The sequence below is a fragment of the Gemmiger gallinarum genome, assembly GCF_014982805.1.
Classification (GTDB): Bacteria; Bacillota; Clostridia; order Oscillospirales; family Ruminococcaceae; genus Gemmiger; species Gemmiger gallinarum.
In genome coordinates, this window is sequence record NZ_JADCKC010000003.1 from 275,316 (window position 1) to 297,439 (window position 22,124).

General features: G+C 63.8%; 15 protein-coding genes and 1 riboswitch. Of the genes, 6 read left to right on the forward strand and 9 right to left on the reverse strand.

Translation table 11 applies throughout. The annotated features are described in order from the left end of the window. Positions 1-16 precede the first annotated feature (16 nt). The 5 genes from INF35_RS10500 to INF35_RS10520 form a co-directional block, all read right to left on the reverse strand. Positions 17-3,610, reverse strand: coding sequence for a SpoIID/LytB domain-containing protein (locus tag INF35_RS10500; protein WP_193502251.1), 3,594 nt, complete (start codon positions 3,608-3,610; stop codon positions 17-19). Positions 3,611-3,683: 73 nt separating this feature from the next. Continuing rightward, entirely contained in the window at positions 3,684-4,991 is a 1,308-nt protein-coding gene (locus INF35_RS10505; protein WP_193502253.1) for a competence/damage-inducible protein A, read from the reverse strand. Between the two features lie 18 nt (positions 4,992-5,009). Next, a complete protein-coding gene (thiI, locus tag INF35_RS10510; RefSeq protein ID WP_193502255.1) occupies positions 5,010-6,203 on the reverse strand; it encodes a tRNA uracil 4-sulfurtransferase ThiI in 1,194 nt (397 codons plus the stop codon). Between the two features lie 37 nt (positions 6,204-6,240). Next, positions 6,241-7,398, reverse strand: coding sequence for a cysteine desulfurase family protein (locus INF35_RS10515; RefSeq protein ID WP_193502257.1), 1,158 nt, complete (start codon positions 7,396-7,398; stop codon positions 6,241-6,243). 230 nt (positions 7,399-7,628) lie between these two features. Further along, the gene (locus tag INF35_RS10520; protein ID WP_193502258.1) at positions 7,629-8,642 is read right to left on the reverse strand and encodes an aldo/keto reductase; all 1,014 of its coding nucleotides are present in this window, start codon (positions 8,640-8,642) and stop codon (positions 7,629-7,631) included. Positions 8,643-8,939: 297 nt separating this feature from the next. Here INF35_RS10520 and proC point away from each other — a divergent pair, with 297 nt between their 5' ends. Genes proC through INF35_RS10535 form a run of 3 tightly spaced genes read left to right on the forward strand, consistent with a single transcriptional unit; the run spans position 8,940 to position 11,879 of the window. After that, entirely contained in the window at positions 8,940-9,740 is an 801-nt protein-coding gene (proC, locus tag INF35_RS10525) for a pyrroline-5-carboxylate reductase (RefSeq protein WP_193502259.1), read from the forward strand. Positions 9,741-9,770: 30 nt separating this feature from the next. Further along, positions 9,771-10,535 carry a glutamate 5-kinase gene (gene proB, locus INF35_RS10530; RefSeq protein ID WP_193502260.1) on the forward strand — a complete coding sequence of 255 codons (765 nt, stop codon included), beginning with the start codon at positions 9,771-9,773 and terminating at the stop codon, positions 10,533-10,535. 51 nt (positions 10,536-10,586) lie between these two features. Next, positions 10,587-11,879 (forward strand): glutamate-5-semialdehyde dehydrogenase, encoded by a 1,293-nt coding sequence (locus tag INF35_RS10535; RefSeq protein WP_193502261.1) that lies wholly within the window; start codon positions 10,587-10,589, stop codon positions 11,877-11,879. A 122-nt stretch (positions 11,880-12,001) separates the two neighbouring features. Here INF35_RS10535 and INF35_RS10540 read toward each other — a convergent pair whose 3' ends face one another. Both INF35_RS10540 and INF35_RS10545 read right to left on the reverse strand, forming a co-directional pair. Continuing rightward, a complete protein-coding gene (locus tag INF35_RS10540; protein ID WP_193502262.1) occupies positions 12,002-14,011 on the reverse strand; it encodes a glycoside hydrolase family 25 protein in 2,010 nt (669 codons plus the stop codon). Between the two features lie 213 nt (positions 14,012-14,224). Continuing rightward, positions 14,225-15,322 carry a DUF3810 domain-containing protein gene (locus tag INF35_RS10545; protein ID WP_193502263.1) on the reverse strand — a complete coding sequence of 366 codons (1,098 nt, stop codon included), beginning with the start codon at positions 15,320-15,322 and terminating at the stop codon, positions 14,225-14,227. Positions 15,323-15,494: 172 nt separating this feature from the next. On the opposite strand from INF35_RS10545, the gene INF35_RS10550 reads away from it, so the two are divergent. The 3 genes from INF35_RS10550 (at position 15,495) to INF35_RS10560 (ending at position 18,828) form a co-directional block, all read left to right on the forward strand. Continuing rightward, the gene (locus INF35_RS10550; protein WP_193502264.1) at positions 15,495-17,201 is read left to right on the forward strand and encodes an alpha-amylase family glycosyl hydrolase; all 1,707 of its coding nucleotides are present in this window, start codon (positions 15,495-15,497) and stop codon (positions 17,199-17,201) included. Positions 17,202-17,272: 71 nt separating this feature from the next. After that, positions 17,273-17,390: riboswitch (TPP riboswitch) on the forward strand. 93 nt (positions 17,391-17,483) lie between these two features. Next, complete coding sequence (locus INF35_RS10555) at positions 17,484-18,113, forward strand: energy-coupled thiamine transporter ThiT (RefSeq protein ID WP_193502265.1); 630 nt, start codon at positions 17,484-17,486, stop codon at positions 18,111-18,113. 163 nt (positions 18,114-18,276) lie between these two features. Continuing rightward, positions 18,277-18,828 carry a TM7S3/TM198-like domain-containing protein gene (locus INF35_RS10560; protein ID WP_193502267.1) on the forward strand — a complete coding sequence of 184 codons (552 nt, stop codon included), beginning with the start codon at positions 18,277-18,279 and terminating at the stop codon, positions 18,826-18,828. A gap of 77 nt (positions 18,829-18,905) precedes the next feature. Here the strand turns inward: INF35_RS10560 and INF35_RS13995 are convergent, their stop codons facing one another. Both INF35_RS13995 and INF35_RS10570 read right to left on the reverse strand, forming a co-directional pair. Next, on the reverse strand, positions 18,906-20,753 hold the full coding sequence (locus INF35_RS13995; protein ID WP_193502269.1) for a 5'-nucleotidase C-terminal domain-containing protein: 1,848 nt from the start codon (positions 20,751-20,753) through the stop codon (positions 18,906-18,908). Positions 20,754-20,946: 193 nt separating this feature from the next. Further along, positions 20,947-22,092 (reverse strand): hypothetical protein, encoded by a 1,146-nt coding sequence (locus tag INF35_RS10570; protein ID WP_193502271.1) that lies wholly within the window; start codon positions 22,090-22,092, stop codon positions 20,947-20,949. Between the last annotated feature and the right edge of the window lie 32 nt (positions 22,093-22,124).

Here is a 22,124-nt window from a genome sequence, read left to right on the forward strand (position 1 = left end):
TCCGGTCAGTAGGTGGTCAGTAGGTGGTCAGGGTGGTGCCGGGATAGTAATGCTTGAGGATATCCTGATAGCTCCATCCGTTGTTGGCGTAGCCCACAGCGCCCCACTGGCTCATGCCGCAGCCGTGGCCGTAGCCATAGACATCAAAGATGAAGCAGTCGGTGCCGGAATCGTAGCTTACCGTAAAGCACTGGCTGCGCAGGCTGCGTCCGTCCACACTCTGGCCGGCCATCAGGTTTTCCCGGAACCAGGTGCCCCGGCAGGTGGTGTTGGGGCCCTCGTCGGGGCCGATCTGCATCTGGGTGACCCAGCCGTACTGGTTGGCAGACAGGATCTTGAACCACTTGTTGGGGTCTACCCCCGACAGGTCAATGCCCAGCACATCCTGAATGCGCTGCTGCACCGTGGCACGGGAAAACCGTGCCGTGCCGGAAGTAGCGCCGTTGGTGTGCCAGTTGGTGGCAGTGGTCTCGTCGTAGGGGCTGTCCACCGCCTGCAGCCAGGCGCGCTCATTGCCCCAGACGTCCGCCGCCGACGCCGTACCCTTGGAGGCCGACGCAAAATACGGGGTAAAGCAGACGTTGCCGTTGTAAGTAACCAGCACATGGGCCACTTCCTGCGCAGCGGCCAGTGCTGCCGAGCCGGGGGTGGTGCCTGCCACTGAAGGGTATCCCCCCTGGCTGAGGATCCAGCAATGGGCGGCCACGCACTGGGCCTTGTAGGCCTCGGCGGGGGCATTGGAGCCCAGCTCATTCTGGGCGATCATGGCAAGGCAGGTCACCAGGTCCATGGTCTGCTGGGTGCCGTTCATGGTGACGTTGATGGTTTCGCCCTGGGCGGAGGACCCGCCCTGATTGGAATCCCCGCCCGAGTCTCCCGACCCGGAGGAATTGTCCGAACCATTGGAGTTTCCGTCCGAGCTGCTGCCGCCATCCGAGTTGCTGTCCGAATCGGAAGAGCCGGAGGAGGTGATGCTGTCCACCGGGACATTCTGTTCCGGCAGAGTGCCCTCGGCGCCCTGATGGATATCCGACTCGGAGGCGCCCGCCTCTCCCGCTTTATCGGTCAGACCTGCCAGCAGCTGGTCGGCGCTGGTAATGAGGTTGTCGGTCTTGTTCTGCAGGTCCTCAATGCTCTGGCTCAGGTCGCTGTCGGTGGCGGTCGTCTGGCCGGGCTGTCCCTCCTGATTGGGGTGGACATCCTGGCTGTCACTGCCCGAATTGCTGCCGGAGCCGGAGGCCGTCCGGGTGCTGATGGTGCTGACTCCGGCATACCATTCCAGCTGAGACTTCAGCAGAGATGCCGCGTCGGGCATGTCCTGTCCGTTGGCAGCGTACTGGGATGCGGTGAGCAGCGGGCTTTCCTGCATCTGGATGGGCGCGGCGGCCAGCTGGGCATTCTCCCCCTCCTCAATGAGGCGGCCGGTCATGCAGAAGCTGAGGCCGTCCACATCCGAGGGTCCCACCAGCGTGAGGAAGCGGGAGCCGTCCTCCACGTCGATGTCGGTATCGTACAGCGAGCGCATATGAGCGCCCAGTACAAAACTCATATAGTCGTAGTAGGAGGACAGGTCACCGTAATCCGCCGGGTCCAGGCCGGTTTCGTCCTCCGGGTCCAGATACCAGACGGCCATCACCTTGTACCGGTAGGTACCGTCCGCCAGATAGAGGGTGAATCCCGCGTTGTCCCGCATGGTCTCCAGGCTGGAGAGCCCTGCCAGGGAAATGCTGTCCAGGCTGAGCACTGTATTGGAAGGTTCCGAGGCCCCCAGATAGCTGGTTCCGGTGACCTGCGGCCGGGCGTTGGAGGCATCCTCCGCCGTTGCCCCTGGGGTGTAGACCAGCTGTCCCTCCCAGTCGGGGAAGGCCAGATAGCCCACCGCGTCCTTCTGCTTTTGCTGGGCGTTGGCCAGGTAGGTGCCGGCTTTCTCGTCAAACTGGGTGGTGCCGTAGCCCCGGGGGGACGGCTTGCTGCCCAGGTTGGTGCTGAAATAATACCACAGGCCTACGGCTCCCGCCACCAGCAGGACCAGCAGTACCACAAAGGTCACCGTCATGCTGCGCCGCTGTTTGCGCTCGGTGCGCTCAATGGCGGCAAGACTGCGGTTTTTGGTGGGGTCCATCACATCGTCGGGAGAGCTGGCATCGTACAGATGCTTGGCCGCGGCCTGGAAGTCCTCCAGACTGCGGGGCTCCTGGGCATCGTCGGCCTGCTGGGCCGCACGGATGGTCTCGGGGTCCAGGGATGCGGTGAAATCGGGCACGTCGTCATCCAGGATGGAATGGGTCTGAGGCGCGGGAGCTTCCTTCACGGTGTCGGTGGGGATGGGTATGGTGCCCGTCTTTTGGGCAGGCGCCGACTTTTTCCCTCCCGATGTCCGGGCGCCGGAAGTCCGGGCCGTGCGGGCCGCCCGGTAAGCCGCAGCAGCCTGTGCCCCGCCTGTGGTGAAGGTAAGCGGCGTTTCTCCGCTGTCGTTTGACCCGGAGCCGGGCGCTGCGGAGTCCACAGGTGTTTCAAAGGTGATGGTGCCGGTGGGGGCGCTGCTGCGGGCGGCGGCGGCGACCGGCTGCCGGGCTGTGTCGTCCCATTGCTGCTCGGCAGCGGCCCAGGCGGAAGCCGTCACTGCAGCCGCATTGTCGGGCACCGGGCGCTTGGAGACCGGCTGTCCCCCCGTGTTGGAGGCAGCTTTGGACGCCACCCGGGCCGCCGAGGCTCCCACCGCCGCCGCAGCCGCCAGCTTGGCTGCCTGGGGGATCTGGGCGGTGTCAAAGTCCAGCATGGGCTCAAAGTCGGCCTTGGATGCGGATTTGGTCCGGGAGCGGCGGCGCAGGGAGAACCGGGTGGTGTCCCCCGGCTTCTGCTGTCCGGCCTGGGAGACCAGCAGCAGCGGCCGCTCGTGGCCGGGGCGGAACTGGATGGTGCCCTGGCTGAACTTTAGCCCCAGCGCGCGGCGGCGTGCCAGGTCCAGAATGTTGTTGGCGATGGCGGCGTCGCTCATCTCGGGGCTGACGGCACAGGCCACCGCTCCCCGCTTGTCGCACAGCAGCACAAAGGGAGCCTGCCCCACCGTGGCGGGCATATACACGGCGGCATAATCCGCCTGGCCCACCTGCATGGCGATCTGTGCCCGGCCGGCAGCAGCCTGCATCACATCGCCGGGGAACTTTTTCAGCAGCGACTGGGGCGTGGTGATCTTGCGGGCGTTGGCGGCGTTGGCATAGGTCTGGGTGCCAAAGTCAAACACTGCCTCGCTGTGGTCCAGCGGCTGCAGCAGAGACCCCAGCAGCCGGCCGGTGGTCTCGTCCGCCGCCACGATGAGGCGGCGCTTTTTGACCAGAGCATCCAGCGTTGCCTGGGCCAGGCTGACCTCGCCCATGCCGTAAAAGGCATCGCCGAAGCGGGCACGCAGTTTCTGCGCCCATTTGTCGCAGTGCTCGTCCGCCATTGCCTGGGTGGGGGCCGATGCCTGTACGCAGACGGCAAACTCACCGTCGCGCTCCAGCAGGCGCAGACCCGGGCATCCGTCGTCCTGCGCCGCGCGCAGAATGGCCGTGACCTCCGCCGAGGTCAGACCGAACACACGCAGAATACGCAGTTGTGTCGACACCATGGTAACACCTCCAAAGTCCTTTGCTTGGGTCACAGCATCCGCCGCGCCGTGCAGCGGATGAGAAAGTCAAAAATCAGAAATCCAGTGCCTCGGGTTGATCGAGGCAGTCGGGCGTGGTGAGCACCGCATCGGGCACATCCACTCCCAGCGCCATGCGGCGCAGCATATCCAGGGCATACAAAGCCGCCCGGGTGCGGATGATGGACCGCTCCCGGTAGCCGCCCAGAGTCAGGCGCATGACCCAGACCTTGCCGCTGCGCCCGTCGGTGCCCGCCAGATAGACGGTGCCCACCGGTTTGCCGGGCAGGGCGCCGCCGGGGCCTGCAATGCCAGTGATGCCCACCGCCAGCTCGGCGCCGGAGGCACGCTGTGCCCCCAGGGCCATGGCCGCGGCCACCGGCCCCGACACCACATTGAAGCGCTCGATCAGCGCCGGGTCCACTCCCAGCAGGGCGGTCTTGGCAGCCTCGGCATAGGTGACGAAGCCGTAACCGAACACCTCGCTGGAGCCGGGAACGTTGGTCAGCTTTTCGGCGATGAGACCGCCGGTGCAGCTCTCCGCCGTGGAGGCGTGGAGTCCCTGTTCCCGCAAAATGCGGACGACGGTGTATTCCAGCCCCGGCACATCCACGTCGTAGGCGTTGTCCCCCAGGCGCTGGCGCAGGCGGGCCACTGCGGCGTCGCAGGCGGCCTCGGCACTGGGTTCGTCGGGTTCCCGGGCAGTGACGCGGATCTCGCTCTCCCCTACCTTGCAGTAGATGGCTACCGTGGGGTTCTCACTGTCAAACAGCTCCCCCACCTTGGAGGCGATACTGCTCTCGCCTCCCAGCACCCGCAGCGTCCGGCTGCGGATGGTGCAGTTCTGCCCCGCTTCCAGCCGGGGGCGGATCTGCTCGGCCCACATGGCCTTCATCTCCCGGGGGACCCCCGGCATGAGCACGGCACAGTGGCCGTTCTCGTCCTCAAACCAGGCGCCGGGGGCGGTGCCGTGGGCGTTGGGCAGCTTGCGGCCTTTTACGGGGACCATGGCCTGCTTGCGGTTGTTGGGGGTGGGGCGGCGGTTGGTCCGGGCAAAAAAGTCCACGATCTTCTGCCACTCTTCCTCGTCAAACTGCAGCGTGTCCCCGAAGGCTTCCGCCACCGTCTCCTTGGTCAGGTCGTCCTCGGTGGGGCCCAGGCCGCCGGAAAAGACCAGCAGCTCACTGCGCTCCTTCGCCTCCCGGACCAGGTCCCGCAGCCGCTGGACGTTATCCCCGATGACATGCTGGTGCAGCACGCTGATGCCCAGTTCGGCCAGTTCCCGGCTGAGAAACTGCGCGTTGGTATTGAGGATGTCCCCCAGCAGCAGCTCGGTGCCCACACAAATGATCTCGGCGTTCAAAGTCTGTCCGCCTCCCTGTCAGAATTCCGGCTCGTCCCCGATATGGATAGGGATCTTTTCCACATTGGCGGCAGCCTCCGCCTCCAGCTCCTCCAGCCCGGGCATGGCTGCCTCGGCGGCCTCGATCTCCTCCAGGGAGGGCCGGGTCTTGGGATGGGGCGGAGTGAAGATGGTGCAGCAGTCCTCGTAAGGCTCGATGGAAGTCTCGAAGGTGCCGATCTCCCGGGAGCGGGCAATGATCTCGGTCTTGTCCATGCCGATGCAGGGCCGCAGCACCGGCAGGCTCTGGGCGGCATCGGTGCAGGCCAGGGCGGGCAGCGTCTGGCTGGCCACCTGGGCCAGGCTCTCGCCGGTGACGAGGGCCTCCATGCCGGTGGTGTCTGCCACCCGCTTGGCGATGCGCAGCATGCTCCGGCGCATGAGGACGGTGAAGAGCACATCGGGGGCGTTGTCCCGGATATACTCCTGGGGTTTGGTGTAGGGCACCACAAACAGCACGCAGTTGCCGGTGTACTCGCTGATGAGCCGGGCCAGCGACACTACCTTGAGCTTGGCCCGCAGGCTGGTGTAGGGCGGCGAGGCAAAATGGATATGATGCAGCGCCAGACCACGCCGGGCCATGCACCAGGCCGCCACCGGGCTGTCAATGCCGCCGGACAGCAGGTTGAGGGCCCGGCCGCTGGTGCCCACAGGCAGACCGCCCGCGCCGGGGACCTTGGGGCCGTGGATATAAGCGCCGAAATCCCGGATCTCCACCATGATCTCCAGCTGGGGATTGTGCACATCCACCCGCAGGTAGGGATGTTTGGACAGCAGGAAGGCGCCCAGTTCCCGGCAGAGCTCAGGGCTCTTCATGGGGAAGGTCTTATCCGACCGCTTGGCCTCCACCTTGAAGGTCTTGATGCCCCGCAGTGTCTGGCCCAGGTAGGCCTCGGCGGTGGCGCAGATGCTGTCGAAGTCCTTGTCACAGACGGCGGCGCGGCTGAGCTTGACGATGCCGAAAATTTTGGAGATGCGGCGGAAGGCCTCGTCCATATCGATGTCGTCGGACTTGGGCTGGATGAATACCGTACTCTGGGCCTGACGGATCTTGAACTCGCCCAGATCTTCCAGGCGGTGGCGGATGGCTTTGGACAGCTTTGCCTCAAAGGTGCCGCGGTTGAGGCCTTTCAGGGTCATTTCGCCCTGGTAGGCCAGGATGATCTCTTTCATAATTGGCAACTACCTTTTCTTTTATGTAATAGGATGTTCAGATGTGCTGCAGTTCCTGCATGCCGGTGCGCAGACCTGCCAGCAAAGCATCCACGTCGGCCTCGTCGTTGTCAGCGCAGAAGCTCACCCGCAAAGCCGTGGCGATGGCTGCCCCGTCGCAGCCCATGGCCTGCAAAGTGTGGCTGGGCTCACCCTTGTCACAGGCGCTGCCCCCCGAGACGTAGATTTTGCGGTCGCTCAGGTAGGTGATGAAGGTCTGGCTGTTGACGCAGTTGGTGGAGAAGTTGAGCACCTCCGGCACGGCGCCCTCCGGGGAATGGATGGTCACCCCGGGCAGCTCCGCCAGACCTGCCCGCAGCCGGGCATTGAGGGCAGCGTCCGCTTTTGCGTTGGCTGCGATCTTCTTGGCTCCCTGCTCCGCCGCCACACCCAGGCCCACCGCGTAGGGCAGGTTCTCGGTGCCGGGACGGATGCCCCGTTCCTGATGCCCGCCCAGGTAGGGCGGCACCAGATGCTGGCGCTGGTTCTCGCACAGATACAAAGCGCCGATGCCCTTGGGGGCATGGACCTTGTGGCCGGACACCGACAGAGTGTCCACGTGGGAGAGGATCTTCATGTTGAGGGGGATGCGCAGCCAGGCCTGCACCGCATCTACATGGACGGCAGTGCGGCTGTTCCTGGCCTTGACCCCGTCGGAGAAGCGTTTGATATCCTGCAGCGCCCCCGTCTCATTGTTGACGGCCATGCAGCAGGCCAGCACGGTGTTTTTGTCCACAGCGGCCACCAGACGGTCCACATCCAGATGGCCGTCGGCCTGGGGCAGGATCTCCACCACCTCAAAGCCCTGGTCTTTCAGGGCGCGGATGGGGCGCTGAACGCTGGGATGCTCAAAGCCGGTGACCACGATCTTGTTGCCCCAGGCCTTGCGGGCCATGGCGGCGCCCAGAATGGCAATGTTGTTGCTCTCGCTGCCGCAGGCGGTGAAGTAGATCTCTTTGGCGGCGCAGCCCAGACTGCGGGCCACCTTGCCCCGGGCGGAAGCCAGCTGCTGTTCGGCCAGGATGGCCGGTTCATACAGGCTGGACGGATTGGCCCAGCAGCTGCGCACCGTGCGGTCGATGGCATCCGCCACCGCCGGGTCCACCATGGTGGTGGCAGCGTTGTCCAGATAGTGCAGTTCGGCGTTTGTTCGCATACCTTGCGGTTCCTCTTTTCCCCTCGATTGTGCCGGTGCCTCCCGCCGGGAGGGCAGCGTTCCGGCACTTAAAAATGTACAAACCAATACAGAATAGATTATACACGGTTGCCGGGGCAAACACAAGGACACCCCGCAGGAAAAATATTGCCTGCCGTACAAAAAGCCCGCCGCAGTGCGGGAAAAACTCCCCGGCACCGCGGCGGGCGGAAAAGATTGGTTACACTGGTTTATTCCCCGAAATCGGCAGCCACCTTTTTCAGCATCTGCCGGATGGGCAGCTGATAGGGGCAGCGGGTCTCGCAGGCGCCGCACTCCACACAGGCGCCGGCCTTGACCTTGAGGGTGGCATAGCGCTCCCGGGCCCAGCCTTCCAGCCCGTAGCGGTCGAGGTAGCCATGGAAGAGGAAGCAGTTGGGGATCTGGATGCCCACGGTGCAGGGAGCGCAGTAGTTGCACCGGCGGCAGAACTGGGTGCCCAGGGCACGGCGGACTTCCTCACAGCGGTTCAGCTCCTCCCGGGTGAGAGGGCTGGTATCGGCGGCAGCCTCGATGTTCTGGGTCAGCTCCTCGGGGGCAGCCATGCCGGGGATGGCCACCGTGACGTTGGGGTTGCTCAGCACATAGCGCACAGCCAGGCGGCCGTCCTCCAGAGCGCCGCCGGCCAGAGGCTTCATGGCGATAAAGCCGCGCCCCGACGCCGCACACCTGGCGATGAGGTCGGCACCCTGCTGTTCCACAATGTTATAGGGGAACATGACTGTCTCGATATCGGGGCAGTCCAGGGCCTTTTCAAAGGTAGCAGCCAGGTGGGCAGTAACGCCGATGTGACCTACCACGCCTGCCGCCCTGGCCTCCTTGAGAGCCTCCATGGCGCCGCCGGAAGCCAGGATCTTGTCAAGGTCCGCCGGGCTGGGATTGTGGAACTGGTAGAGCTCGATGTGATCGGTGCGCAGATTCTTGAGGCTGGCGGCCAGTTCCTTCTCCATTTCCTCCCTGGTCAGAGCGCGGCACTTGCTGGCCAGCACGAATTCATCCCGCAGGCCGCTCTCCTCCAGGGCCTGACCGATCCACTCCTCGCTGACGGTATATCCCCGGGCGGTGTCAATGTAATTGATGCCCGCCTTGTGGGCTGCCTCCAGCAGGGCGCGGGTGCCCGGCTGATCGATGCGCTGGATGGGGATACCGCCGAAACCCAGGCGGGAAATCTTCAGCCCGGTATTGCCCAGCTTGACATATTGCATAGTTCTTGCCTCCCTGTTTTGGGCACAGCTCTGTGCTGCGCCTTTTCCTGAAAGACCGGGTGCCCTTTCTGCCCGCCGGCCTCTTTTGCAAAGCATTTACGGTATCATTATAGCAGGTCATGACAAAAAATGCACCGTTTGCTGCCGGGGCGGAGGCATCGACAGCGGCAGGTCAGTTTTTCCCGCGCGGATCCGTGTTTTTGCCCGCCGCGAATTGACAACGCCCTTCCCGTGCGATACGATAAATGCAAGCATTCCGCGCTGTGAAGCGGAAAAGAGCAAGAGGGAGATTTGCGTATGCGTTACGGGTTTATCGGATGCGGCAATATGGGCGGTGCAGTGGCCCGCGCCGTCTGCAAGGGTGCCGGGGCGGAGAACGTCCTGTTGGCCAACCGCACGCCTGCCAAGGCCGAGGTCCTGGCCGCCCAGCTGGGCTGTGCCGTGGGTGACAATGAGAAGGTGGCACAAACCTGTCATTTCATTTTTCTGGGGGTAAAGCCCCAGGTCATGCCTTCCATGCTGGCGCAGATCGCTCCGGTGCTGGCCGGGCGCAAGGGTGCCTTTGTGCTGGTCACCATGGCCGCGGGCCTGAGCATGGCCCGCATCCGGGAACTGGCCGGGGGCAACTACCCCATCATCCGCATCATGCCCAACACCCCCGCCGCGGTGGGGGCCGGCATGGTACAGTATTGCTCCCTGGACGTGAGCGACGCCGATTTGCAGGAATTCCTTACCGCCATGGCTCCCGCGGGCCTGCTGGACGCCATCGACGAGAAGCTCATCGACGCGGCCAGCTGTGTCTCCGGCTGCGGCCCCGCCTGGGCCTACCAGTTCATTGAGGCGCTGGCCGACGGCGGCGTGGCGGCTGGTCTGCCCCGTGCCAAGGCGCAGATGTATGCCACTCAGATGCTGCTGGGCAGCGCCCGGCTGGTGCTGGAGAGCGGACAGCATCCCGGTGCCCTGAAAGACGCGGTGTGCAGCCCGGGAGGTTCCACCATTCAGGGCGTCCGTGTGCTGGAGGAACGTGCCTTCCGGGGCGCAGTGACCGACGCGGTGCTGGCCGCCTACGACAAAACGCGCGAGATGGGCAAGGGCTGATGCCACGCGCAGAGGGATGAGGAAAACAAAATGCGTATTGTTGTGAAAATCGGGACCAGCACCCTGGCCCATGCCGGCGGACGGCTGAACATCCGCCACACCGAGGAACTGGTCAAGACCCTGAGCGACCTGAAAAACGCCGGGCACGAGCTCATCGTGGTGTCCTCGGGCGCCATCGGCATGGGGGCAGGCAAACTGCAGATCGCCCGTCCCAAGGACATGCCCACCAAGCAGGCCGCAGCCTCGGTGGGACAGTGTGAGCTGATGTACACCTATGACCGGCTGTTTTCGGCTTACAACCACACGGTGGCCCAGATCCTCGTCACCCGGGAGGACTTTGACCGGGTGACCCGGCTGGAAAACCTGCAAAACACCATCTACCGCCTGCTGCAGCTGGGGGCCATTCCCATCATCAATGAGAACGACAGCGTAGCCACCGAGGAGATCGCCGTGGGCGACAACGACACCATGGGCGCACTGGTGGCCAAATATGCCCGGGCCGACCTGCTGGTGGTGCTCAGCGATATTGACGGCCTCTACACCGCCGACCCTCACACCCATCCCGATGCCAAACGCATCGAGCTGGTGGAGGAGATCACTCCCGAGATCGATGCCCTGGCCGGGGGCACCCACAGCGGGCTGGGCACCGGCGGCATGGCCACCAAGCTGATCGCCGCCCATATTGCCACGGGGGCGGGGGTGGACATGGTCATTGCCAACGGTTCCTGCCCTTCCCTGCTCTACGATATTGTGGAGGGCAAGCCGGTGGGCACCCGCTTTCTGGGCAGACACTGAACTTCCGGGGCGCTGCCCCGCCCCCATTCAAACCAAGAGGGAGGCTTTTTCATGACCACACATGAGATTCTGATTGCCGCACAGTCGGCACGCCAGCCTCTGGCGCTGGCCGGCACCGACACCAAAAACCAGGCGCTGGAGGCCATGGCCGCCGCCCTGACCGCTGCATCCGATGAGATACTGGCCGCCAACCGCAAGGATCTGGAGGCTGCCCGGGGCAAAGTCTCCGATGTCATGCTGGACCGGCTGGCGCTCACCCCGTCCCGCCTGACCGATATGGCCAAAGGCATGCGGGAAGTCGCCGCCCTGCCCGATCCGGTGGGTGCTCTGCTGCGGCAGATCGTGCGCCCCAACGGGCTGGTGATTGAAAAGCGGGCTGTCCCCATGGGGGTCATCGCCATCATCTATGAGAGCCGCCCCAACGTCACCTCCGACGCCGCCGCCCTGGCCATCAAGGCGGGCAGCGCCTGCGTTTTGCGCTGCGGCCGGGATGCCTGGCAGAGCTGCCATGCCATTGTAGAAGCCCTGCGCCGGGGGCTGGTCTCCGCCGGTCTGCCTGGGACTGCCGTCAGCCTCATCGAGGACACCACCCATGCCTCCGCCAACGAGCTGATGGCCGCCGACGGGCTGGTGGACCTGCTCATTCCCCGGGGCGGCGCCGGGCTGATCTCCGCCTGCGTGCGCAACGCCACGGTGCCCTGCATCCAGACCGGCACCGGTATCTGTCACGTCTATGTGGATGCCGCCGCTGACCTGGAAATGGCGGTGCGCATCATTGAGAACGCCAAGACCTCCCGCCCCAGCGTCTGCAATGCCGAGGAAGTCTGCCTTGTCCACCGGGATGTGGCGGACAAGTTCCTGCCCATGCTGCACACCGCCCTGGTGGAGGACCGCGCTGCCCAGGGCCTGACCCCCGTGGAGCTGCGGCTGGATGAGCGGGGTGCCGCCATCATTGCCGGCACCCCGGCCTCGGCGCAGGATTTCGACACCGAGTTTCTCAACTACATCCTGGCAGTGGGTGTGGTGGACAGCCTGGACGACGCCATTGCCCACATTGCCGCCCATTCCACCCACCACAGCGATGCCATCGTGACGGCGGACGACAAGGCAGCCGCCCGCTTTACCGCCTGTGTGGACAGCGCGGCGGTCTACGTCAATGCCTCCACCCGCTTCACCGACGGCGGAGAGTTCGGCCTGGGCTGCGAGATGGGCATCTCCACCCAGAAGCTCCACGCCCGGGGTCCCATGGGACTGGCAGAGCTGTGCACCTACAAATATATCATCCACGGCAGCGGTCAGACCCGCGGCGGCGCGGCCGCCAAGCTGCAGACCCCCTGCTGCTGATTTTCTGCGTCAAGCCCGGGTTTCGGACGTTGCCCCGAAAGAACCGAACAGACAAAAACCACCCCCGATACCTTTGCGGTACCGGGGGTGGTTTTTTGATGTTTCTGCTTTTGCGAGAGCAATCAGCCAAGGTTCATATCAACACCGCCGGAGACACCCTTGACCTTGCCGGTGCTGGTGTACTGCCAGATATCGTAGCGGTAGTTGAAGTCCAGCGAGTCGCGGTACTGGGCGATCCAGATCCGGTACTTGCTGATGTTGGCGTAGTTCAGCGAGTTGTAGAACCAGCTGGCGTAGGAGTAGACGCCTGCGGTGTAGCCCGCGTTGCGGATGGTCTCGCAGAAGGCGACGGCGCAAGCGGTGCGCTCGGCGGCGGAGAGGCCATCGGCGCGGCCGGTGTCCCCGGCCACCTTTTCAGTGTCATAGTAGACGCCCAGAGGCAGGCCGTAACCGCTGCACAGGCTCAGGACCATGCTGGCTTCCTCCACGGCCTCAGCCTCATTGATGGCCTGGCTGTAGAAGTAGACGCCGACCTTGAGGCCCGCGGCCGTGGCGCCCTGAATGTTTCGGCGGAAGGTGGAGTCCTCCACCAGCGCGCCGCTGCCGTAACCGCGGTAACCCACGCGGATGATGGCAAAGGTGATGCCATCGGAAGCCACCGCGTTCCAGTCGATGTTGCCCTGATACTTGGAAACGTCGATGCCCCGGGCCGTCTGGTTGAGGGCGCCGTCGGCGGCAAAGGTGTAGACATTGCCCTGAATGACCTGGGTGCCGGTGACCGGCTGATGGGTCGCGGGGTCGTAGTAGTAGTTCTTGCCGTCGATGTTCTGCCAGCCGGTGTACTCATATGTAATGCGCTCGCTGGAGGACACCGCAAAGCCGTAACCCGAAAGCTCGGACGCCTTGATCTCACCGGGCATGCCTGCCGTGGGATCACTGGGCGTCGCGGACGGCTTGGGCGTGGGCGTCGGGGTGGGGGTAGGCGTCGGCGTAGGTGTGGGGGTGGGCGTGGGGGTAGGCGTCGCCGTCGGGGTGGGCGACGGTGTCGGAGTAGGTGTGGGTGTCGGGGTCGGGGTGGTTTCCGGCTCCGGGGAAGGCGTCTCGGTCACCTCGGGTTCCGGGCTTTCGGCAGTGGGCTGGGAGCTGCTGTCATCCAGCAGTTCCACCTCCGGGCTGGTTTCCGGCGCATTGGTGCCGTGGCGCATGGTCAGCCCCATGAGGGAAAGGCCGCGGAAGGAAACGCCCGCCGCCGAGAAGGTGGCAGTGCTGTCCCGCTTGGCCCCCACCAGGTCCTTGGTGTTGGAATCGTAAACCGGCAGGTAAGGCGAGGTGGAGCCGTCGTTCATGAGCAGGTGCCCGTCCGAGCTGAGCTTGGCGGTGTACACCGTCACGCGGGAGACTTCCTTCTGGCTGGAATCTGCGTAGGCAACGGTATCGGTGATTTCCTCCTCCACGACGCTGTCGCCGCCGTAGCTGGAGTCTTCCTGGCTTTCCACCACCTGGTTGGCCTGGACGATCTTGTCCTTGACGGCCTCCACATCGGCCTTGTATTCCACTTTTTCCTGTACGGTGACTTCCACATCGTCGGGCATGCTGTAGCCCTCCACCTCAGGGAAGCTGATGGTGTAGTCGCCGGGCTTCACATCCTCGGCCAGCATGGTGCCGGTGTCGGTGTCCACGGGATAGGCAGTGGCATTGCCCTCCCCGTCGGTAACCGTGACATCCAGTTCCACACCGGTGAGAGGGATCTTGCCCTCCGCGGCGGTGGCGTCGCTGTCGGCCATCTGCACCGCGATGGTGGAGGCATCCTCATCCTGTTCCGGCTTTTCATACAGGGTATACAGCTGCACGCCGATATCCTGCTGCACCACCGACACATCACACCAAACATTCTGTGCCGGGGCGGGCGTGGGGCTTGGGGTGGGCGTAGGGGTGGCGGAAACGCTCTCCGCCTCCGGTGCCGCCGTGGACACTGCCTCCCGGGGCACGGTGCTCAAAAAGGTCGTTGCCATGACGCTGACGCCGATGCTGGCACACAACAGCACCGACACACCGCCAAGAGCCACTTTATACAGCGGCAGACGCTGGAAGGTACTGCCGGAAAAGTATTTCATGACATGATGTTTTTTCATTCCGCTAGATTTCTCCTGTTCTTTTCGTGCTTATGGGCACGGAAACCACATAATACTCCCAAATATAGCTTTCATTATATACTTCTATCACCCGGGGTGCAAGTGGTATTGACTGGAAACAATTGTAAATTCTGTCGCTGCATCGAAGGTTCCGTCCACATCTGGTAGCCATGGGTATCACAAGGCACAAGAGGGAGCCAAAACGGGCATGTCTCAGCCCGCCGCAGGCAGATACTTTTCCACCAGCAGATCCACGCATGCCCCGTAGCTGCGCATGCCCAGCTTCTGGTCGTAGCTCTGCAGAAAGCCCTCATAAACGGTCTCTCCCAGCGTTTCCACCGGGCCTTCCCAAGCGGCCCAGTAGGCATCGTTGCAGGCAATATCCGCCCGGGCCTCGGGGCAGAGAAGCTCCCATGCGGCAAGGGCCTGTTCCGGGTCGGCGGAATAGAGGGCGTTGAACAGATGCACAAACCCGTACAGCCAGCCGGAATAGACATACTCCGCCCTGCCGCTGGTCACCGAGGCATAGATGCCGCAGAAGTTTGCCTCCTGCTCCGCCGCCACGCCCCGCTGGTGGGCAAACTCATGGGCGACGGTCACCGGCAGAAACACCGCCGGGCAGTCCACGTTGACGGTGCTCTCCCCGAACAGCGGGCAGAGATACCCGGTAAAGCCCGCCGCACTCATGATTTTGGAATAAAAAGCAGGCTTGGCCCGGCGCTCCGGCCCCGCAAGGCAGGGATACTCGGCGGCGGCAGCTTCATACACCCCGGCGCTGTGGTTGAGAATCTCCTCCACCGTGACGGCAAACAGGCCGTCCCCATCCCGGGGGACGGCATCTGCCGTCTCATTGACACGTTGGGCAAAGTATCCGGTGACCGCCGCCAGATCGGCAGTCTCCACCGGGCCGCCGGACATGCCCGCCTTTTCGGCAAAGGTGGTGCCGTAATACTGGGTGCCCCACAGGGCGCAGACCAGCAGATAAATCCACACCCCCGCCGTAACGAAATGCAGCGCCAGCGTGCCGAGGCGATTTCTGCCCCGCCGCACCGCCAGCCAGACCGTCCGCACCGCCATGAACAGCACAAAGAGAATCAGTACCGTCACGGACGCCTCGCATACGCTGAAGGGCAGCGGGTCCACCCAGGCCGATACGGTACGCTTGACCGGCATGGACACTCCCGCCAGCCAGGCATCCATCCAGGCGCGGCTGCCCCGGGCCGCCCAAAACAGACACAGCCCCGCCAGGGCGACGGCCAGAAGAATCAGGGCCACGGCGTGTCGGCGGCAATGCTGCATCCATTTTTGCATAAAAGGCACCTTCCTTGCGATTTTTGGGGCATACCTGTATTATACCGGCATACTGCGACGGATGTAAACGACTCCGCCCTTGCTTCCATGAAATTTGCACAGGATGGGTTCGCGTTTTTTGTACAGGTGTGCTATGATACAGAGAGAATGTTCCGGGCGGGAGGTGAGCGGCATGCGGCCGGATATTGCAGATTTTTATAGTGGCATCAGCGCTGGAGCCGCGGAGCTGTTCTGCCCCCATCCCTCCGACAGCGGGGACGGCTGGCTGTTCTGTGTCTTTGCGCCTGGCGCCCGCCGGGTTCAGGTGCTGGGGGACTGGAACGGCTGGGACCTCTACTCCGCCGCCGAGCTGGCCCGCTGCGAGGACGGACTCTGGCGGGGCAAGGTCACCGGTGCCCGGCAAGGCCAGCTGTACAAGTACAATATCCTCTGTGCCGACGGGGTCTGGCGGCTGCGCACCGATCCCTTCGGGGCGGAGTATGAGCCTTCCGCCGTGTCCGCTGCCCGGCTGAAGGTCCTTCCCCGTCCGCCCGCGCCTTTTCGTCCCGGAGCGGGCGCCGACCGGCCCTTGCGCATCTATGAGCTCCACGCCGGCAACTGGCGCCGCCACTGGGACGGCCGGTACTATACCTTTGATGCTCTGGCCGATCGGCTGATCCCCTGGGCTGCCGATCACCACTTTACCCACATCGAGCTTATGCCCCCCGCCGAATACCCCTTTGACGGCAGCTGGGGGTATCAGCTCACCGGATACTTTGCGCCGTCGGCACGGTTCGGCGGGGCGGATGCCTTTGTCCGGCTGGCCGAGCGCTGTCATCAGGCGGGTCTGGGGGTACTGGCCGACTTTGTGCCCGTCCATTTTGCCCCCGACGACGGTGCCCTCACCTGGTATGACGGCACCGCCCTCTATGAGGCCGGACCCAGCGACTGGGGCAGTCTGGTCTTTGACCTGGCCAGCGGTCCGGTGCGCAGTTTTCTCTTGAGCGCCGCCTGCCGCTGGGTGGGCGACCTGGTCTGCGACGGCCTGCGGGTGGATGCGGTGGGCTATGCCCTGCGGCGCTGGCCGGGGGGTGAGGCCGCCTCCTTCTTCCGCCTGCTCACCGACACGCTGCACGCCCGCTACCCCGGCGTGCTTTTGATTGCCGAGGACACCGAGCCCGGCTGCCGGGCCACCGCCCCCACCCGGGAGGGAGGTCTGGGCTTTGACTACGTCTGGGATGCCGGCCCCCTGCAGTCTCTGGCCGATACCCTGGCAAGGCCCTTCAGCTGCCGGTGGGCTGGGCCTGTCCTGGGCAGAGAGGGCGAGCGCTGCATCCAGGCCTTCAGCCATGACGACTGCGCCTTCCCGGGCGGGGCACTGCTGCCCCGGCTGTACGGCGACCGCCCCCTGCAATTTGCCCAGGCGCGGCTGTTTTTGCTGTACCAGGCCGCCATGCCGGGCAAGCAGCTGCTGTTCTCTGGCTGCGAGTTCGGGCAGCTGGCCTCCTTTGATCCCGGCCGGGAGCCGGACTGGTACCTGCTGGCCGATTGCGATCACCGGGCCCTGTCCGACTACTGCGCCGCCCTGGGGCAGTTTTACGCTGAACACCCCGCCCTTTTCTGTGAGGACGACAGCGCCTGGTTTCATCTGGCCGCCAACGGGCCGGTGCGGGCCTGGGTGCGGGCAGCACGGGGAGAAACGCTGCTGTGCGTCTTCCACCTGGAGCCTGACCCCCGCCGCGGCGTGGTGCTGGACCTGGGAATGCCGGGATGCTTCGGCCGGATGCGGGAGATCTTCTCCTCCGGGGCGTCGGAATCCCTGCCGCCGGTTTGGGCGGAGAACGGCCGGGTGAGACTGGATCTGCCGGGGTTGTGTGCATCGGTGCTGGCCTTTGACTGATGGACTGCCGTACACCGGAATTTGACCGGTATGGCTTGACATTTTCCACAAAACGTCTATACTGTTTTTGGACATAAAAACAGGGGCGCTGAGAGTTCTTCTCGGCTGAGATTGGGGCAAATTGCAGTCCCAGGTCGCCTTGAACCTGATCCGGGTAATGCCGGCGTAGGAAGTTTGCGGTAACATCACCAGATGGACGACTTGACGCGCCTGCATGTTTTGTGCAGGCGCGTTTTCTTTGTTTTTATGTACTATTCCGTATCGTTGAAGGAGTGTTTTTCCATGTCTGCCACCCATTCCAGAACCCGTACCCTGGTGGAGGCCGCCCTGATGATCGCCCTGGCCACCGTCCTGTCCGAGATTCAGTTTCCCCTGGCCTGGACCCACGGCGGTTCCATCACCCTGCTGTCCATGCTGCCCATCATCCTCATGAGCCTGCGCAACGGGCCCAAGTGGGGTCTGGGCACCGCCTTTATCTTCAGCCTGATCCAGTTCCTTCTGGGCGTCAGCAACCTGGCCTACTGCCAGACCCTGGCTGCTCAGATCGGCTGCGTGCTGCTGGACTACCTGCTGGCGTTCACGGTGCTGGGTCTGGCCTGCCTGCCCTTCCGCGCTCTCAAGAGCGGCGTTGTGGGCGTGGGCGTAGGCACCGCCGTCGTCTGCCTGCTGCGCTTCCTCTGCAGCTTTTTCTCCGGCTACATTGTCTGGAAGGACTATGACTATGCCTTTGAATGGCTGAACAATTTCGGCTGGGGTGCCTGGTTCACCGCCAATCTGGGCGAGGATGCTCTGTGCTGGTTCTACAGCTTCGCCTACAACTTCAGCTACATGCTGCCCGAGACCATCCTGACCGTTGTCGGCGCAGTGGTGCTGTACAAGGCGGCGCCCCGTCTGTTCCGGCGCGAGGGCTGATGCGCGGCTGAATCATCCGCTTTTTTGGCGGCACGGACATTCTTCCGTGCCGCCCTTTTTGTTGCAAGGGGCTGCCCGCCGTGTTAAAATGGGCACAGTTCCCCCGCCCGGCTCCCGTCCCCTGCCGTGCGCCGGGTCTCACTGACAGGAGGTCTTGGTTTCTATGGATCTTACCACTCTGATTGCTGAAATCCCCTCGGCGGCCATCTCGCTGGTGGTGGCGGCTCTCATCTGCTTTATGGGGTACCGGCTGCGCAAGGCGGGCATCATGCTGGCCGGGGCGCTGCTGGGCTACAAGCTCACCTGCGACATCGCCGGGCGCTATCTGGATGCCTCTACTACCCTGATGGTGGGGCTGATCGTCGCCGTCGTGCTTGCCCTGGTCTGCTCCTGGCTGTACGACGCCGGCATCTTTGTCCTTTGCGGTGCCTGCGGAGCGCTGTACGTTTCCTCTCTGGTGGAACAGTTTGCCCTGATCTGGTGGCTGGAGCTCATCATTCTCATTGCGGCGTTCATTGCCATCGGTGTGCTGGCCTTGCAGTTTGTGCGGCCGGTGCTCATCATTGTCACCGGCCTGGCCGGAGCCAGCAGCATGCTGTCCAGCCTGGTTCTGCTGGGCCTTCCCCTGCCCGACGGCAATCCCCGTCTGATCTGTGCATTGGTGCTTGCTCTGGTGGGCATGGCAGTCCAGTTCACCACCACCCGCGGAAATTGACCATTTACTGAACCATAGGAAAGGCGCCCGATGGATTTTCTCCATCGGGCGCCTGTTCTTTTCTCTTGGGTTGCCCCTTATTTCTTTTTGTTATGATGATAGGTTCTGCGCCTGGCGGGTTTCTCCTCCATGCGGCGGCGGATCATCACCACCGCCACCACGGCAGCACCGGCCACCAGCACGCCGATGCCCACATACAGCGGCAGGCTGCTGGAAAGTTCCTGCACTTCCTCCGCCTGTTGCTGCTCCTCCGGGGAGAGGGTGGGTTCCGGCGTGGGCGAGGGGGTGGGCGTGGGCGTCATGGTGGGGGCGGGCGTCACACCGATGATGGTGCCTGCGGTAGGGTCGTCCACCGGGGCCGGGGTGCGGGCCGGGGCGGGGGTGGGCGTGGCCGACGAAGCCGCCGGGGTAGGCGTGGGCGTCGGGGTGGCTTCGGCTTCCGGTTCAGGTGTTCCCACCGCGGTGGTGGACTGCATCTGCGGCGTGGGGGTGGGCGTGGGCGTCGGCGTCGCCGTAGGCAGCGGCCCGGTCACAGTGCCCTCCGGCAGAGCGCCGATGGATACCTCCATGCCGCCCTGCGCGGCAAACCCGGTGATGCTGCTGACAAACCATGCTGTCCCTCCCTGCACCAGCTGAATGGTGTGGGAGCCGGGCGTCAGACCCTCAACAGTCAGAACCCCCTTGTCGTCGATCCTGCCCTGCATTTCCACACCGTCCACATAGACGATCACGGTGCAGTTGGTCACTGCGCCGTCAGTCTTGAGGGTCACGGTGTAGGTATCCGCCGTTACCGGCAGGATGCGTCCCGTAGTGCCCTGGCGCGCCAGCAGCAGGGTCAGCGTATCGGCATCACAGTTTTTGGGCAGATCGAGGAGAGCGGTATGCAGGGCAGGCGCTTCCACCGTCTGGACAGTGTCCTCCCCGGCGCCGTTCAGCGGCGCGACTCCACCCTCCGGCTGGGCGAAATAGTCGGTATAGCCGGCCGCGCTGTCCAGACCGTAGGCCGTCAGCAGATCGGAAGGCAATACCAGCGCCAGCCGGGTGGAAGTGCCGTGCAGGTCGATCTCGGTCTCCCCGCTCAGCCCGGCCAGCCAGGCCTGTTTGACCTGAAAGTCTCCGTCCGTTTTCTGGTAGGTGAAGCGCAGGCCGCTGACCTGGAAAAAGGCGCCGTAGTTTTCATCCTGAGCCGAGAACATTCCCCTGAGCGCTGCATTGAGCACATCGTTGAGCTTGTCCCCCGTGATGACCACCAGGGACAGGGGGGAATCCTCCACATACTCGGCAATGTTGTTTTCATCCAGGGTCGTTCCCGCCGGGGCGGTCTTGAGCAGGCGTCCGCCGTTCACCATGGAAATCAGCGGCAGGCTGTACAGGTCGGTATTCTCCTGCCAGACAAGGCTGGACGCCGCCGCGTAGGACATGGCGTCGGCCAGCAGGCTGCCGAAGTTGGTTTCCTCCCGGCTGGAGACCTGCACCGTGGCGCCGTCCGCATCCACTGTCGCCCACAGAGGGCTGTTCAGCGTGAGGGAACGGGCCGCGTCGGGATTGCCCGCCGGGTATCTTCCCTTGGGAGAGACTGCGCCGATCATCCAGTCAGCAGGCCAGCTGTCGGCCCCCAGCGTCACAGTCCGGTCGGCATCCTCCGGGGTGGCCTGCTCGGCAGTAGCCTGTTCCGCCGTCGCCTGTTCCTTTGTGGCGGCCTCCTCGGCGGCAGCGGTTTCGGCAGTGTCTTCCTCCTCCTCTTCCCCCGTGAAGAACCGCAGCAGGTCTCCCAGGATGGGGACCTCCATCAGGGTATCCATCACGCTTCCCGCAGGCTGGACCGCAGCCGTGGAAAAGGCTTCGGCAGATACGGGGGCCGTCACCGCGGCGGCAAAACAGACTGCCAGCCCAAGGCTGAGCAGACGGGTGGGAATTCCTTTCATCACAGTCCCTCCTTTTCGGCGGGCAGGCACCGGCCTGTCCGCATTTCTGAATCTTTTTATATTCCATAACGGGAAAGGCCGGGGCTGACGCCCCGGCCTTTCCCGTATATGCGGGCCGCAAGGGTGCCGCGGCGGCAGCCGCAGGCGTCTTTACGGCCCCGCATGGTTTCCGTTACAAATGCTGATGCAGCAATCAGACGCTGCGCTTGATGTTGGATGCCTTGTAGGTGTTCATGGCGCTCTCATTGAGGTTGTGCTCCATGGCGGCACCCTCGGCATACAGCTCGTTAGTAAAGTCTTCGCCCTTCAGCTCGCTGAGCAGGTCGTACTGGGTCTGGAAGTTGGAGACGGTGCCCTGCTCCAGCGGGTTTACCTTGCGCACCAGCACGATGGCGGTGCCCAGGTTCACCTTGACCCACCCGCCGTAGCCGGCAGCGTCCACCGCATCGGTCAGCATGTTGCCGCCGTTGCCGTCATCATAGCTGGACAGCGAAGAGGGCGTATACAACTGGGAGCCGCAGTAGTAAACCGACTGGGACTTGTCAAAATCGGTGGAGCCCAGAATCTCCATGGCCTGAGGCACATACTCCAGTGCCGCCTGATACATAATCATATAAGCGCTGGTGGAATCCATGCTGGCAGGAGCATTGGTCTTGAGGTAAGCCAGACAGTCATCCGCAAGGGTGTCGATGGCAGCGGCCTGCTCGCTGGAAGCAAAGGTGTAAGTGCTGGTATCCATCAGCGGCAGGTAGACGCTGTCGATGTAGCGGCAGTCATTTTTCAGGAATTCCTCATACTCAGCCTCGGTGACCGGCTGCTGGCCGTTCTCGCCGTACATGTACTCCAGGCAGGCCTGGGCTTTCTGACCATTCAGCAGGTAAGCCTCCAGTGTGTCCTTGGAGATGCCGTTTGCCTCATAAACGTCGCCGTTGGACTCCCACATGGAATCGGCATTCTCCGCAGCCTCAGAGGTGGCGGCGTCCTCCAGGGTGGCGCCCAGCTCATCAAACATGGTCTCCACCGCAGCATAGTACTCGATGGCACGCTGGGTCAGGCGGGAGATGTAGTCAGCGCCGTCGGTGGTGACTTCCTCATCGCCGATGGTTCCGGTCACACTGGCCTTGAGCACGGCGGAAACGTCGTTGGCCGTCTCACCGGTGGCCAGGTCGGCGTTGGAAGCTGCGGTGCTGTAGGCATTGTACTGGGCCAGCAGGTAGATGCCCGCCGGGATCTCAACGCCGCCGATGCTGCCGACGGTGGCCGGGGTGGTGATGTTACAGCCCGCGACGCCCAGCAGCATGGCCAGCGCCAGACCCAGGCTGATGAATTTCTTCTTCATGGGTATGGGTTCTCTCCTTTATATAGCTTTCG